Annotated in this window: 14 protein-coding genes; 8 read left to right on the top strand and 6 right to left on the bottom strand. The window is 68.1% G+C overall.

The window, feature by feature from the left end; translation table 11 throughout:
* The first annotated feature begins 17 nt into the window (after window positions 1-17).
* From flhA to H1Q64_RS19355, 6 genes are all read left to right on the top strand, one after another.
* Window positions 18-2,183: a flagellar biosynthesis protein FlhA gene (flhA, locus tag H1Q64_RS19330; RefSeq protein WP_237905205.1), complete on the top strand. Its 2,166-nt coding sequence runs from the start codon at window positions 18-20 to the stop codon at window positions 2,181-2,183.
* Between the two features lie 43 nt (window positions 2,184-2,226).
* On the top strand, window positions 2,227-3,288 hold the full coding sequence (locus tag H1Q64_RS19335; protein WP_237905206.1) for a GTPase: 1,062 nt from the start codon (window positions 2,227-2,229) through the stop codon (window positions 3,286-3,288).
* On the top strand, window positions 3,285-4,079 hold the full coding sequence (locus H1Q64_RS19340) for a MinD/ParA family protein (protein ID WP_014198325.1): 795 nt from the start codon (window positions 3,285-3,287) through the stop codon (window positions 4,077-4,079). Before H1Q64_RS19335 ends, H1Q64_RS19340 begins: the two co-directional genes overlap by 4 nt.
* Window positions 4,080-4,087: 8 nt before the next feature.
* Window positions 4,088-6,142, top strand: coding sequence for a hypothetical protein (locus tag H1Q64_RS19345; RefSeq protein WP_237905207.1), 2,055 nt, complete (start codon window positions 4,088-4,090; stop codon window positions 6,140-6,142).
* 14 nt (window positions 6,143-6,156) lie between these two features.
* The gene (locus tag H1Q64_RS19350; RefSeq protein WP_237905208.1) at window positions 6,157-6,519 is read left to right on the top strand and encodes a hypothetical protein; all 363 of its coding nucleotides are present in this window, start codon (window positions 6,157-6,159) and stop codon (window positions 6,517-6,519) included.
* A gap of 224 nt (window positions 6,520-6,743) precedes the next feature.
* Window positions 6,744-8,285, top strand: coding sequence for a sensor domain-containing diguanylate cyclase (locus tag H1Q64_RS19355; RefSeq protein WP_237905209.1), 1,542 nt, complete (start codon window positions 6,744-6,746; stop codon window positions 8,283-8,285).
* A gap of 41 nt (window positions 8,286-8,326) precedes the next feature.
* Here the strand turns inward: H1Q64_RS19355 and H1Q64_RS19360 are convergent, their stop codons facing one another.
* Both H1Q64_RS19360 and fliI read right to left on the bottom strand, forming a co-directional pair.
* Window positions 8,327-8,764, bottom strand: a complete 438-nt coding sequence (locus H1Q64_RS19360; RefSeq protein WP_014198320.1) for a flagellar export protein FliJ — start codon at window positions 8,762-8,764, stop codon at window positions 8,327-8,329.
* Window positions 8,761-10,107, bottom strand: a complete 1,347-nt coding sequence (gene fliI, locus H1Q64_RS19365) for a flagellar protein export ATPase FliI (RefSeq protein ID WP_237906466.1) — start codon at window positions 10,105-10,107, stop codon at window positions 8,761-8,763. The genes H1Q64_RS19360 and fliI overlap by 4 nt, the downstream gene beginning before the upstream one ends.
* A gap of 277 nt (window positions 10,108-10,384) precedes the next feature.
* On the opposite strand from fliI, the gene ctrA reads away from it, so the two are divergent.
* Window positions 10,385-11,116 (top strand): response regulator transcription factor CtrA, encoded by a 732-nt coding sequence (gene ctrA / locus H1Q64_RS19370; RefSeq protein ID WP_014198317.1) that lies wholly within the window; start codon window positions 10,385-10,387, stop codon window positions 11,114-11,116.
* A gap of 63 nt (window positions 11,117-11,179) precedes the next feature.
* On the opposite strand, the gene H1Q64_RS19375 is transcribed toward ctrA, so the two are convergent.
* A complete protein-coding gene (locus H1Q64_RS19375; protein ID WP_237905210.1) occupies window positions 11,180-11,419 on the bottom strand; it encodes a DUF1127 domain-containing protein in 240 nt (79 codons plus the stop codon).
* Window positions 11,420-11,553: 134 nt separating this feature from the next.
* Between H1Q64_RS19375 and H1Q64_RS19380 the strand changes: the two genes are divergently transcribed.
* Complete coding sequence (locus H1Q64_RS19380; protein ID WP_237905211.1) at window positions 11,554-12,459, top strand: transcriptional regulator GcvA; 906 nt, start codon at window positions 11,554-11,556, stop codon at window positions 12,457-12,459.
* A gap of 14 nt (window positions 12,460-12,473) precedes the next feature.
* Here H1Q64_RS19380 and H1Q64_RS19385 read toward each other — a convergent pair whose 3' ends face one another.
* The 3 genes from H1Q64_RS19385 to H1Q64_RS19395 all read right to left on the bottom strand — a co-directional run bounded on the left by H1Q64_RS19385 (window position 12,474) and on the right by H1Q64_RS19395 (window position 14,920).
* On the bottom strand, window positions 12,474-13,319 hold the full coding sequence (locus H1Q64_RS19385) for a CheR family methyltransferase (RefSeq protein ID WP_237905212.1): 846 nt from the start codon (window positions 13,317-13,319) through the stop codon (window positions 12,474-12,476).
* A complete protein-coding gene (locus H1Q64_RS19390) occupies window positions 13,316-14,416 on the bottom strand; it encodes a protein-glutamate methylesterase/protein-glutamine glutaminase (RefSeq protein ID WP_237906467.1) in 1,101 nt (366 codons plus the stop codon). Before H1Q64_RS19390 ends, H1Q64_RS19385 begins: the two co-directional genes overlap by 4 nt.
* Before the next feature lie 138 nt (window positions 14,417-14,554).
* On the bottom strand, window positions 14,555-14,920 hold the full coding sequence (locus H1Q64_RS19395; RefSeq protein WP_035678531.1) for a response regulator: 366 nt from the start codon (window positions 14,918-14,920) through the stop codon (window positions 14,555-14,557).
* Window positions 14,921-14,953: the final 33 nt, after the last annotated feature.

The following is a 14,953-nucleotide window of genomic DNA, read 5'->3' on the forward strand; positions in this document are numbered from 1 at the left end:
GGCGGAGGAGCGGCGGCATGGCACTGACCGAACACAATCCTGGAGCGCGAACGGGCGGCGGCGGCAACATGTCCGCGCTGACCGACATGGTGGCCGTCGCCAAGGGGGCGCTGAAGCGCGGCGACCTCATCATGGCGGCCGGCATCATGCTGATCGTCGTAGGGCTGATCCTGCCACTGCCGCCGATGCTGCTCGACATGATGCTCGGGCTGAACGTCACCATCTCGATCCTGATCCTGATGGTGGTGCTGTTCATCGAGAAGCCGCTGGAGCTGTCGTCCTACCCGACCATCCTGCTCATCACGACGCTGCTGCGCCTGTCGCTGAACATGGCGTCGACCCGCCTGATCCTGACGCAGGGGCACGAGGGAACCTCCGCGGCGGGCCATGTGATCGAAGCCTTCGCCGGCTTTGTCATGGGCGGCGACTTCATCATCGGCGTGATCGTCTACGCGATCCTGACGATCGTGAACTTCAAGGTCATCACCGCCGGTTCGGGCCGCATCGCCGAAGTGGCGGCGCGCTTCACCCTGGACGCCATGCCCGGCAAGCAGATGGCCATCGACGCCGACCTGTCCGCCGGCATGATCGACGAGACCACCGCCCGCGCCAAGCGCAAGGAGCTGGAGGACGAAAGCGCCTTCTTCGGCTCCATGGACGGTGCGTCGAAGTTCGTGAAGGGCGACGCCGTCGCCGGCCTGATGATCATGTTCATCAACATCATCGGCGGCGTGTCGCTGGCGGTCCTGCGCTACGACATGCCGATCCTGCAGGCGCTGGACACCTTCACCAAGCTGACCATCGGCGACGGACTCGTCTCGCAGATCCCGGCGCTGGTCATTTCCATCTCCGCCGGCTTCCTGGTGTCGAAGGCCGGCACCGGCGGCTCCACCGACAAGGCGGTGGTCGGACAGCTCACCAATCACATCAGCGCGCTCGGCCTGTCGGCGGGCGCCATTACCCTGTTGGCGCTGATGCCGGGCATGCCGATGCTGCCCTTCCTGCCGGTGATCGCCGCCGTCGGGGCCGCCGCCTGGTATCTGCCGAAGATGCGCGCGAAGAAGGAGGCGGAGGAGGCGGAGGCCGCCGCCGCGGAGGCCGCGGGCATGGGCGGGCCGGGCGGCGGAGCTGCTCCGGTGGCCGACGAGCCGATCGCCACGGCGCTGGCCATCGACCTGATCCGGCTGGAGCTGGGCTACGGCCTGCTGTCGCTGATCAACCAGCCGCAGGCGGGCAGCCACCGGCTGACCGACCAGATTAAGGGCCTGCGCCGTCAGATCGCCGGCGAGGTCGGCTTCGTCATGCCGGCGGTGCGCATCCAGGACAACCTGCAGCTTCCGCCCAATTCCTACATCATCCGCGTCAAGGAGATCGAGGCGGGGCGCGGCGACATCCGCCCGAACATGCTGCTGGTCATGGACCCGCGCGGCGAGGCGATGAGCCTGCCCGGCGAGCAGACGGTGGAGCCGACCTTCGGCCTGCCGGCCATCTGGATCGAGCCGGGCTACCGCGAGGAGGCGCTGTTCAAGGGCTACACGGTGGTCGACCCGTCCACGGTCATCACCACGCACCTGACCGAACTCATCAAGGACAACATGCCGGAGCTGCTGTCCTTCACCGAGACGCAGAAGCTGCTGGACGAGCTGGACAAGGAACACCAGAAGCTGATCGCCGACGTGGTGCCGGCGCAGATCACTGTGGGCGGATTGCAACGGGTGTTGCAGAACCTGCTTGCAGAACGGGTTTCGGTACGCGATCTTGCCACCATTCTGGAGGGCGTGTCCGAGGCGGCAAGCCAAACCCGCAGCATCACGCAGATCACCGAACATGTGCGCACGCGCCTGGCGCGGCAGATCTGCGACGCGAACATCAACGAGATGGGAGTCATCCCGCTCGTCACCCTGTCCCCCGAGTGGGAGCAGGCGTTCGCGGAATCGCTGGTGGGCGACGGCGACGACCGGCAACTGACGATGGCGCCGAGCCGGCTTCAGCAATTCATCACTTCGGTCCGCCAAACCTTCGAGCGACACGCCATGATGGGCGAGACCCCCGTCCTGTTGACCAGCCCCCTGATCCGTCCCTTCGTCCGCTCGATCGTCGAGCGGTTCCGGCCGGCCACCGTGGTGATGTCGCAGAACGAGATCCACCCCAAGGCGCGGATCAAGACCCTGGGGCAGATCTGATGCAGGCCATGACGAACCAGTGTGACGGGCGGGGAGCGAGCCGATGCGGCTGAAGTCGTTCCACGCCAAGTCCATGTCCGAAGCCATGCGCATGGTCCGCCAGACGCTGGGCGACGATGCCATCATCGTCGCCACGCGCGAAGAGGACGGCGGCGGCGTTCGCGTGACCGCGGCGGTGGAGGACGACGATCTGCAGATGGCGCAGGTCCGCACGGCCCAGCCGACCCGGACCTCCCGCCCCGTGGTGGTGGTCGAGGAGGAGCCGGAGATCGACGTGGGCGAGGTGGTGGCCGACGTGCTGCACCGCCACGGCGTGCCCGCAGCCCTGGCCGAGCAGTTGATCGACGCCGCCGCCGGGCTGGACACCGACGACCCCGCGCTGGCGCTGGGCGCAGCACTCGACTCCATGTTCACCTTCAGCCCGCTGCAGGACCGGCGCGGCGGCAACAAGCCGCTGATCCTGGTCGGCCCGCCGGGCAGCGGCAAGACGCTGATCGTCGCCAAGCTGGCCGCCCAGGCGGTGTTCCGCAAACGCTCGGTCGGCGTGATCACCACCGACACGGTTCGCGCCGGCGGCATGGAACAGTTGGCCGCCTTCACGCGTCTGATGAAAATCAAACTGGCGACGGTGGAAGACCCCGACGCGCTCGCGGGCGCGTTCGAGGTCAGCCGCGGCGCCGACGTCGTCCTGGTGGATACCGCCGGACGCAACCCCTACAACCGGGAAGACATGGCCGACCTCAAGGCCCTGCTGTCCGCCGGGGTGGCCGAGCCGATCCTCGTGCTGCCCGCCGGGCTGGACGCCATGGAAGCCGCCGACATCGCCCAATCCTTCAAAGCGCTGGGCGTGCGGCGGATGCTGATCACCCGGCTCGACATGGCGCGTCGGCTGGGCAGTCTCCTGGGCACCGCGCACCGCGCGCGGATGGCCTTCTGCAACGCCAGCGTTTCCTCCAAGGTGGCCGAGGGACTGACACCGCTGAACCCGGTGGCCTTCGCCCGCCTGATGATGCCCGCCGAGGACAAGGCGGCGCGCAACCGGCCCAAACCGGCGGCTCCCGCCAAGACCAAAGCCGTTCGTTCTTCGTCGAGGACCATCCCATGACCGATCCGGTGTTTCCGGCCGCCCTCAAGAACGTTCACCCGCTGCGCGGTGCCAACGTCATCGCCGTGGCCAGTGGAAAGGGCGGCGTCGGCAAGACGTGGTTCTCGATCACGCTCGCCCACGCGCTGACCAAGATGGGCAAGAACTCGCTGCTGTTCGACGGCGACCTCGGGCTCGCCAACGTCGACATCCAGCTCGGCTTCCAGCCCAAGAACGATCTCGGCGCGGTGATCAACGGCGACGTGACGCTGGGCCGCGCGGCCCAGCGTTACACCGAAGGCGGCTTCGACATCATCGCCGGCCGCTCCGGCTCGGGGACGCTCGCCCAGCTGCCGAGCCAGCGCCTGTCCGGCCTGCGCAACGATCTGATGGAGCTGGCGCGGCGCTACGACTGCGTCATCATGGACATGGGCGCCGGTGTGGACCGTACGGTGCGCACCCTGTCCGGCCCGGCCGGGACGACGCTGGTGGTGACGACGGACGAGCCGACCTCGCTGACCGACGCCTACGCCTTCATCAAGCTGACCCACGCCACCAACCCCACCGCCGACCTGCGCGTCGTGGTGAACATGGCGCAGAGCGTGAAGGACGGCGAGCGCACCTACGGCACCATCCTGAAGGCCTGCCAGAACTTCCTGAAGTACAAGCCCGCGCTGGCCGGCATCATCCGCCGCGACCTGAAGGTGCGCGACGCCATCCGCAACCAGTCGCCGCTGTTGACCCGCTCGCCCAGCTCCGACGCTGCGCGGGACGTGTTGGCCATCGCCCAGCGGCTGCTCAACGGCCAGTAAGTCCGGAGATGGGGGGCGCCCTTCCACCCCCGGCCGCCGGTGCGCCCGCCGCCCCGGCGGCGGCCACCCCCACGCCCGCCCCGGTGGCGATCGCCGAGGGCACGGTCAAGGCCCTGCCGGAGCGCTTGCAGGACATCGCCCGCCCGGTGGTGCTGACCGGCACCGTCGTCGGCACCTCACCGGAGGGTCTGGCCCGCGTGCGGACACAGGCCGGCGAGGTGCTTGTGCAAACACCGACGCCGCTGCCCGCCGACAAGCCGGTGACGCTCCAGATCACCCCGGCGCAGGTGCTTCTGGAACAGGCCCAGGCCGCGTCGACCGACCCCGCCGCGCCCTCCCCCATACAGAGCCTCGCGGCGAAGGTTCTGGTGCTGACCCAGGGCACTCCCTCGACCACCACACCAAGTGTGCCGACCTCCGGCGGGCCGGCGCCGGCCGTTCCCGGCCAGACCGGAGCGACGTCCCCTCAGGGTTCGGCCCCTCAGGGTTCGGCGACACCGGTGGTGATCCTGCCCAGCCCGGCGTCCACCACGCCGATGGTGGGACCGGCGGGCCAGCCGCTCCCCCTGCTGCTGCCCGGCACCATCGTTCCGGCGCTGGTCATCGCCGCGGCGCCGAAGCCGCCGGCTCCGCCCGGTGCGGCCCCGACCCTGCCCGGCCAGCCCACCGTCACGCCAGCGCCGCCCCCCCTTCCCGTCACGGACGGCGGCAGCGGCCAAGCCCCGGCACCGACACAGGCCGGCCAGCCCAACGCGGCCCCCGCCCCTCCGCAGGCGCCGCCCACGCCTTCGGGCGCATCGCCGCTCCCCGGCAAGCCGATGCTCGACAGCGCGGTGGAACTCGGCGGCGACGCGGCGCATCCCGGCGGGGATATGCCGGAGCCCGCCTCCCCCACAAAACCGCCCCCCGCGAAGCCTGCCGGGGAACCGGTTCTGACCCAGGGCGGCACCGTCGCCCTCAAGATCCTGACCGTCACGCCCCCGCCGGACCAGCCGCAGGCCGCCCCGCCGGACGATGGGTCTTCGCCACCGGATAGCCAGAACGCCGGCAACCCGTCCCGCAGGGACGGCGCCCCGCCCCAGCCCCCGGCGGCACCGCAATCGGCCCCTGCCCCGCCCCGCGGCACTGCAACTCCGACCGCAGCGCCCACGATGCCCAGTGTGGACCCCGGCGCCTCCCCGGCAACGCCGGAGACGCCCGACGGGCCACTGCTGAAGGGCACGGTGGCCGGCAGCACGTCGCAGGGCCAGCCGATCCTCGCCACGCCGCAGGGCATGCTGGCGCTGAACGTTCAGGCGAGCCTGCCGCAGGGCAGCGCCGTCACCGCCGTCCTGACCGACCCGGCCAAGGCGCTCCAGACCGCACCGCCCCCGCTCGCCACGGAACCGGGGCCGCTGAGCGAACGGGACTGGCCCGCCATGCGCCAGCTCCTGAGCGCCCTGGCCGGGGTGGACCGCTCCGCCGCGCAGGCGTTGATCGGCACTGTGATGCCGCAGCCGAACCGCAAGCTGGGCGCGGCAATGAGCTTCTTCCTGTCGGCGATCCGCGGCGGCGACGCCCGCGGCTGGCTGGGGGAGGACGCCGCCTCGGCCCTGGAGAAATCCGGCCAGGGAAGCCTGCTGTCCCAGCTGGAGCGCGAGTTCCGCAGCCTCCAGCAGCAGGCGGGCGATCCCCTGCCCGGCGACTGGCGCCCCTACACCCTGCCGATGATGGACGCCAACGGGCTGCTGCCGATCAAGCTGCACATCCATCCCATAAATTCGGAAGAGGACGGCAAGACGGGCCGCAAGGGCGGCGACAAGGGGAGCCGCTTTCTGCTCGACCTGGATCTCAGCCGTCTCGGTCCGATGCAGCTCGACGGGCTGGTGCAGCCCAACCGGTTCGACCTGATCCTGCGCAGCCATACCCCGCTCACCCCGGAGATCCGCCTGGACCTGATCCAGATTTTCGCGGACAGCATCCGCGCCGTGGGCTACATCGGCGGCCTGTCCTTCCAGTCCGGCGCCAAATGCTGGGTCAAGCTGACCCGCGTCGGGGCCGGGGGCAGCAGCTACACCGCCTGACGAACCTGGACGCCATGCACCGTCGCGAATGTCTGACCACCGCCGCCAACCCGGACGCCCGCCACGATTATCTGGTGGAGCTGCACGGGGAACCGGCGCCCGGCACCCGCCTGACCCTGCGCTACGTCCCCGACCGCGCGGTCGTGACGCCGGACGGCGTCGCCGCCTATCTCGGCGCCCTGTCCGGCACCGCGGCGACCGCCGGACCAGAGGCGCTGGCCATCGCCGTGCTCGACGACCTGAACAACGAGCTGATCCCCCGCTGGGTGGAGGTCACGGTGGAGCGGACCCTGCCCGTCCCCCAGCGTGTGGTCATCGAGGACCGCCAGCCCGGTTGGGACAACCCGCATCTGTTCGCCCGGATGCGGCGCGTCTGATCCTCCGATCCCCGCCTCGCCCGTCGTCCAGCATGGCTGCACCGCGCCACGTCACAGCTTTCGCCGCTTGATTTCCTCAACCCGCATGAGAATAAAGCGGGTCGGCTGGTGCGTGGATGAGTCCGTTGAAACGTACAGGAATATTAAGGCGCGTCCAAACCCTCTGGGCGCGCGTTGGGCTTCGCGCACGCCTCGAGGCCTTCATCCTGCTCGCCCTTCTTCCGATGGTGGGCCTGGTCGTCGTCCTTCTGCTTCAAGAGCGCAACCAGGACATCGAACGGGCGCGCGATGCCACCCGCCTGCTGGCCGACCGTGGGGCGCAGCAGCAGGCGCAGATCGTTCAGCAGGCCCGCAGCGTTCTCCAGCTTCTCACCCTGGTTCCCGACATCCGGGAGGCGAGCCCTGGACGTTGCGCGACGATGTTGAAACAGGCGACCGACCTTTATCCTTGGAGCACCGGCTTCGGGGTGTTCAACCCCGATGGCAATCTGTTGTGCAGCAGCAACAGGAGCCGGCCCATGAACGTGGGCGACCGTGATTATTTCCGCGAGGCGCTGGCGACGCGTGGCTTCACGGTCAGCAACTTCCTGATTGGGCAGAACAGCAAGCAACCCCGCGTGGTCGCGGCCCTGCCGATTCTCGGTGACGATGGTTCGGTCATCCGCGTCCTGCTGGCCGGGGTGGACTTGAACTGGCTTGCGGAACTGTCCGTCGAAATCGCGCATGAGTCCGGTGGAACCGTATCGCTGTTCGATTCCGAAGGGACGATCCTCGCGCGCGTGCCGGACCCGCAGGGGATTGTCGGGCGATCGATGACCGATCACCCGATGGTTCGAAAAATCATGGAGGAGGATGCCGGGATCATCGAGGACGACGGTCTGGACGGCATTCCCCGGATCAGCGGTTTCTCGACCCTGGAGGAAACGGGCGCCAAAATCGTCGTCGCGGTCGCGCGCGACGACATCCTGGCCGCGGCCGACCGGAACCTGTTGCTGGGAACCGGAGTCATGGCCGGCGTGGTGCTCCTCATCGTCGTCGGGGTCTGGGTTCTGATGGAGGTGATGGTCCTGCGCCGCCTGCGGGATCTCAAGGCGTCGGCGGCGTTCCTGTCGTCGGACCTCTTCGATCCCCATGCCCCCTGCACGCCCGCGCCGGTCCACCCGTCCGAATTCAGCCAGGTCGCCCAGGCGATGCGGACGATGGGACGGACGCTGAGCGCCATCGCCTTCGAGGATCGCCTGACCGGGCTCGCCAACCGGCGCTTTTTCGAAGCCCATGTGGAGCGCCTTCGGGACCAGCCGGCGCAGGATCAGACCGCGATCGCCATCCTCTACATCGATCTCGACGGGTTCAAGCCGATCAACGACCAGCACGGCCACCACACCGGCGATCTGGTGTTGAAGGAGATCGGCGACCGGCTGGGCCGTTGCGTGCGCCAGGGGGATTTCGCCGCGCGCCTCGGCGGTGACGAATTCGCCGTGCTGCTCTCCCTGGCGGACGGCCATCAGGCGCACTACGCCATGGACGTGGCCAGACGGATCATCGGCAGCGTCTCCGCTCCGATCACAGCCGACGGGCTCGACGTCCGGATCGGGTGCAGCATCGGTGTGGCACTCTGGCCGGCGGATGCCGCGGACCTGTCCGTGGCGCTCCAGCACGCCGACCGGGCACTGTACGCCGCTAAACGCGCCGGACGCGCGCGCGTGGTGGCCTATTCGGATCTTCCCACTTCGGATCTTCCCACCGGCAACGCCATGGCGACCTGAACCGGCCGACAGCAACAGGCTGACGGGAACAGGCCGGCCCGTCAGGATTCGACGCCGCTCTCCTCCTGCTGGCGGCGGCGGAAGCCGACCAGCGCGGTCTCGTCCAGCATGTTGGCCTCCTTGCGCTTCAGCTTTTCCTTCTCGCGCTTCAGCCGCTCCTCCTCGGCCAGCTCGTAGCGCTTCAGCTCCTGGAAGGCTTCGGCCATCTCGTCGGTGGCGACGGCGATCTGTGCCTCCACCTGCCCCATCGACTGGGTCAGCCGCTTGCCGCGCTCCATCGCCGCCTGGATGTAGTTGCTGTAGGTGAAGGCGTATTCGACGTTGCCGCGGGCGGTGTCGCGCTCCGCCGCGATCTCCTCCTTCAGCCGCTCGATCTCGGCCTGGAGCCGGTCGGCGAGGTTCTGCAACTCCGCCAGCGCCCGGCGCTTCTCGTCGAGCTTCCACTTCTGGAGGCGGATGATGGTCTTGAGACTGCTCATTCTTGCGGCGGCCACTGTTCAATGCCGAAGATGGCGGCAAGCTGGGCGTAGCTGTTGTCGAGGTCGGTCGCCTCGCGCTTGCCCTGCTTGAGGAACGCCTCCAAGGCCGGCTGGAAATGGATGGCCTCGTCCACCTGCGGGTCGGTGCCCTTGCGGTAGGCGCCCAGGCGGATCATCTCCGCCATGTTGTCGTAGGACGACATCAGCCGCCGCGCGTGGTTCACCAGCTCGTTCTCCATGGGAGAGTTGCAGCCGGGCATGGTGCGCGACACGCTGCGCAGGATGTTGATGGCCGGATAGCGCCCGCGCTCGCCGATCTGGCGCTCCAGGACGATGTGGCCGTCCAGGATGCCGCGCACGGCGTCGGCGATGGGCTCGTTGTGGTCGTCGCCCTCGACCAGCACGGTGAACAGCCCGGTGATGGAGCCAGACCCGCTGAGGCCCGGCCCGGCGCGTTCCAGCAGGCGCGGCAGCTCGGCGAAGACGGTCGGGGGGTAGCCCTTGGTCGTCGGCGGCTCGCCGGCCGACAGGCCGATCTCGCGCTGGGCCATGGCGAAGCGGGTCACGCTGTCCATCATGCACAGCACATTGCAGCCGGCGTCGCGGAAGGCCTCCGCCACGGCCAGCGTCATATAGGCGGCCTGACGGCGCATCAGCGGCGCCTCGTCGGAGGTGGCGCAGACCACGACGCTGCGCGCCAAACCCTCCTCCCCCAGATCCTCGGTGATGAATTCCTGAAGCTCGCGCCCGCGTTCGCCGATCAGCCCGATCACCGCGACCTCCGCGCCGGAGAAGCGGGCGAGCATCGACATCACCGACGACTTGCCGACTCCGGAGCCGGCGAAGATGCCCATGCGCTGGCCGCGGCAGCAGGTGAGGAAGGCGTTGATGGCGCGGATGCCCAGGTCCAGCTTCTCGCCCACCCGGGCGCGGGAATGGGCGGGCGGCGGGTTGTTGCGGATGGGAACGCCGTGCGTTCCCTTGGGCAATGGCCCCTTGCCGTCCACCGGTTCGCCCAGCGCGTTGATGACGCGGCCGAGCCACGCCTCCGTCGGGAAGACCATGGGCTGGCTATCCGACACCAGCGCGCGGCAGCCCAGACCGACCCCGTCGATGGAGCCGAAGGGCATCAGCAGCGCCCGGCCTTGGCGGAAGCCCACAACCTCGCAGGGAACCTGCCGGGCATCACGGGATTCCACGATGCAGCGGCCGCCTACCGACAGCTCCTTCTCGATCCCCCCGACCTCGACCAGCAGGCCGAGCACGGCGGTGACCCGCCCGAACCGGCTGTAGCCGGAGACGGTCTCGATCTCCTGAAGGATGCGGGCGACGTCGGCGGGCACGGTCTTGCGGATCAGCGGACGGAATTGGGACGGGTGAGCCGGGTGCGGACGGCGCAATTTGCGGTGGGCTCGAAGTCCGCCACCATGCCGCCCGCGTCATGCTCGTCCAAAAACATTAACGTTAAATGAAGTGCTATGCCTCTGGCGTTAAGCTGAATCGTCTGTTAACTTGTGTAAACGGACGCACCGATCTGTTAAGGGAATTGGTTAAGGAACTGCGGGACAGCAACGCCGCATCGGAAGCCAGAAACGCGCCATCTAACATCGGGATACCGCCATGAGGGTTCTGCTGGTCGAAGACGACTCCTCCACGGCCAAGAGCATCGAACTGATGCTCCAGTCGGAAGGCTACATCGTCGACTCTACCGACCTCGGTGAGGATGGGCTCGAAATCGGCAAGCTGTACGATTACGACATCATCATCCTCGATCTGATGCTGCCGGACATCGACGGCTACGAGGTGCTGCGCCGCCTGCGCGCCGCCCGTGTGACCACGCCGATCCTCATTCTTTCCGGCCTGTCGGAACTGGACCACAAGATCAAGGGTCTGGGCTTCGGCGCCGACGACTACCTGACCAAGCCCTTCGACAAGCGCGAGCTGATCGCCCGCATCCAGGCCATCGTCCGCCGCTCCAAGGGCCATTCCGACAGCATCATCCGCACCGGCCGCCTGACCGTGAACCTGGACACCCGCACGGTGGAGGTGGACAACCAGCCGCTCCACCTGACCGGCAAGGAATACGGCATCCTGGAGCTGCTGTCCCTGCGCAAGGGCACGACCCTGACCAAGGAGATGTTCCTGAACCATCTCTATGGCGGCATGGACGAGCCCGAGTTGAAGATCATCGACGTCTTCGTCTGCAAGCTGCGCAAGAAGCTGGCCGCGGCGACCCAGGGCGACAACTACATCGAGACGGTGTGGGGCCGCGGCTATGTGCTGCGCGACCCGCACGAGGACGCATCCCCGATCCCGCGTGTCCCGCACCAACAGGCCCAGGCGGCCGGCTGACCGCCCATCACGGTTAACATTCATGCCCGCAAGCGGTGGGCTCAGGCCCGCCGCCATCCGCGATCATTCCTGCCAGAACGCCTTGTCGGCTTCACGGCGGGCGTCCGTATGGCTCAGCCCGACGTCGCGCAGCAGATGGTCGTCCAGAGCTGCCAGGGAGCGGCGCTGCCGGTGGCGCTCGATCATTCCCAGCACCTCCCCGAGTGCCCGCTTCACAACCCCCTGCGCGCCGTCAATTCCAGCCTGTCCGAGGGACACTATGCCCCGGTCCGCGGAAACGGCGCCCAGCGCTCTCCTGCTCATGATCCGACACTCCGCTTGATGAATTCCGTTCCCTAGGAATGCACCCGGAATCGGGTTGTCCGCAAAGGATGCTTTCTCTAACCTGCATGAGAGAATTTCATGCGGCCGGGCAACAATCCGGCGGATGCGGACCCATGCAGATCCCTCCCCTCAACGGCCTGCGCGCCTTCGAAGCGGCGGCCCGCCATCTCAGCTTCACCCGCGCGGCGGAGGAGCTGAACGTCACCCAGAGCGCGATCAGCCACCAGATCCGCACGCTGGAGGATCGGCTGGGCATCCGACTGTTCCGCCGGCTGAATCAGGCGCTGGTTCTGACCGACGCCGGCCAGCTCCTGCTGCCCAGCGTGCGCGACGCCTTCGCGCGGCTGGCCACCGGCCTGGAGCGGGTGATGGAGCATGAGCGCTCCGGCGTGCTGACGATGAGCGTTTCGCCCTCCTTCGCCAGCCGCTGGCTGATGAGCCGCATCGGCCGCTTCCGCGCCCGCCACCCGGAAATCCACCTGCGCATCAGCGTCAGCCAGCACGAGATCGATTTCGAGCGCGAAGCCGACATCGACATCGGGCTTCGCCACGGCCTCGGGGTGTGGGAGGGCTTGCGGGCCGACCGCTTCCTCGACGACGCGGTGTTCCCGGTGTGCAGCCCGGCTCTGCTGCAAGGACCGATGCCGTTGCGGCAGCCGGCCGACCTGCGCCATCACGTTCTGGTCGAGGAAACCGGCCACAGCTATTGGGCAACGTGGCTGGCGATGGCCGGGCTCGGCGATTTGAAGCCGAGCTCCGAAATGGTCTTCGACGAGATCGGCATCGCCATCGAAGCCGCCGAGAACGGCCAGGGCATCGCGATGGCGCGCGGCACCCTGGTGTTGGAGGAGTTGGCGAGCGGGCGGCTGACCCGGCTGTTCGACCTCGCGCTGCCGGGAGACTTCGGCTACTACCTCGTCTGCCCGGAGGTGACCGCCGACCGGCCTAAGATCGCCGCTTTCCGCTGCTGGATCATGGAGGAAGGCGCCGCCGACCGCCTCACCGTCACGCAGCCCTGATCAGACGGCCCTGATCAGACGGCCGCCTTCAGCCCGCTCGGCACCTGGAAACCACCCAGACTGTAGAGGCCGCGCTGGCCTTCCACCGGCTTGAAGCGGTCGGTGATGCCCAGCACGGTTTCCGCACCGCCCAGATAGAGCACGCCGTCCTGCGGCATCTGGCGGGCGATCGCCTCCAGCACCTTGGTCTTGGTCGGCTGGTCGAAATAGATCAGCACATTGCGGCAGAACACGATGTCGAACTGCCCCAACCCGGACAGGTCGCCCAGAAGGTTGAACTCGCGGAAGGAGGCCATCTGGCGGAGCTGCTGGCTGATCTGCCACTTGTCGCCCTGCTGCTTGAAATGCTTCACCAGCATTTGAATCGGCAGGCCGCGCTGCACCTCGAACTGGGTGTAGATGCCCGATTTGGAGCGTTCCACCATCTCCGCGGAGATGTCGGTGCCGACGATCTCGATCCGCCAGCCGGCCAGCTTCGCCGCGTCCTCGCTCAACAGCATGGCCAGCGAGTAGGCCTCCTGCCCGGACGAGCAGGCCGCCGACCAGATGCGGATCGACCGCTTCGCGGACCGCGCCGCCATCAGCTTCGGCAGGACGATCTGCTTGAACTGGTCGAAGGGCTTCTGGTCGCGGAAGAAGGACGACTCGTTGGTCGTCATCGCCTCCGTGATGTCGCGCAGCAGCGCTTCGTCCTTGCGCGTCCGCACGGTGGAGGCCAGCTCCTCCAGCCCCTTCATGTTCCACTTGCGCGCTACCGGCATCAGCCGGGATTCGAGCAGGTAGGCCTTGTCCCGGGTCAGGACCAGACCGGAACGCTGCTTGAGCAGCGTGGAGAACATGTCGAAATCTTCGACTCTCATGCTGCCCTCGATGCGAACTTGCGGATGTAGGGACCGATTTCCTTGAGCGGCAGCACCGCCGAGCAGATGCCCGCCTGGGCGACGGCGCCCGGCATGCCCCACACGACGCTGGACGCCTCGTCCTGCGCGATCAGGGTGCCGCCGGCGTTCACCACATCGGTGCAGCCCTTCAGCCCATCCTGCCCCATGCCGGTCAGGATGCAGGCGAGAACCTTGCGCCCGCCGAAGGCGCGAAGGATGGACCGCATCATCGGATCCACCGCCGGGCGGCAGAAGTTCTCGGGTGGGTCCTTGGTCAGCGAAATCACATTGGCGCCCGCACGCTGGGTGACCAGCATGTGGAAGTCGCCCGGCGCGATGTAGCAGCGCCCCGACACGACCGGCTCGCCGTCCTTCGCCTCCTGGGCGTTCAGCCCGCACTGGCGGGTGATGTGTTCGGCCAGGATTGTGGTGAAGGTCGCCGGCATGTGCTGGGTGATCAGGATCGGCTGGGTGACGCCGGTCTTCAGATGGGCCAGCACCTCGAACAGCGCCTGCGGGCCGCCCGTGGAACTTCCGATGGCGATCACGTCCGGCTTGACCTGACCGACGGAGCCGACGGCCGGAGCCGGGCGCAGCGTGACAGGCGGCGGCTCGCGCTTCAGGAAGGCGGCGGGCACCGGGGTCAGCGGGCGCAGCTCGCCGCGGGTGCGGGATCCGGCACGGCGCGCGGCGGCGCCCAGCGCCTTGACTTTCGACACCAGCTCGCGCTTGAAGGCGTCCGCGCCGCCGATCTCGCGGGTGGAGGTCGGCTTGGGGATGTAGTCGGCGGCCCCCGCGGACAGGCAGCGCATGGAGATGTCGGCCCCGCGCAGCGTCAGCGTCGAGGCCATGATGATCTTCACCTGCGGCGCCACGGCCAGCAGCTTCGGGATGGCGGTCAGCCCGTCCATCACCGGCATCTCGATGTCGAGGACGATGACGTCGAGCGAGTTGCGCTGCAGGGCATTGACCGCCATCTGACCGTCGCCGACCGACGCGACCACGCGGATTTCGGAATCGCCTTCCAGCGCGCGGGTCAGAAGGCCACGGATCACGGCGGAGTCGTCGACCACCATCACCCGGACGGGATCGCCGCCGCCCGCGCCGGTGGGATGGCCCGCCGGTGCGGGGGGAGGAGGTCTGCCGAAACGATCGGACATAACGCAATCAGCCTTTCAGGGTCGGAACGGTGCGCGGTGCGGTGGTCCCGCCCGTCACAGCAGCCCGACCTGCTCGAACTTGGTCTGGATGATGTCGCTGTCGAACGGCTTCATGATGTACTCGTTCGCCCCGGCGGACAGCGCCTCCTGGATGTGGGCGAGGTCGTTCTCCGTCGTGCAGAACACAACCTTGGGAATGTCCCCGCCGCTCATCTTGCGCAGGCGGCGCAGGAACTCGATGCCGGTCATCACCGGCATGTTCCAGTCCAGCAGGATGGCGTCCGGCATCTTCTGCGCGCAGGCTTCCATGGCCTGCCTGCCGTCCTCCGCCTCGGTGCAGGCGAAGTGCAGCTCTTCCAGGATCTTCCGCGCGACCTTGCGGACCACGCGGCTGTCGTCGACGACCAGACAAACTTTCATGGTGAACGGGCCTCAGGCTTCGCTTTGCACACC

Origin of the sequence: Azospirillum brasilense (genome assembly GCF_022023855.1) — a bacterium.
GTDB classification, from domain to species: domain Bacteria; phylum Pseudomonadota; class Alphaproteobacteria; order Azospirillales; family Azospirillaceae; genus Azospirillum; species Azospirillum brasilense_F.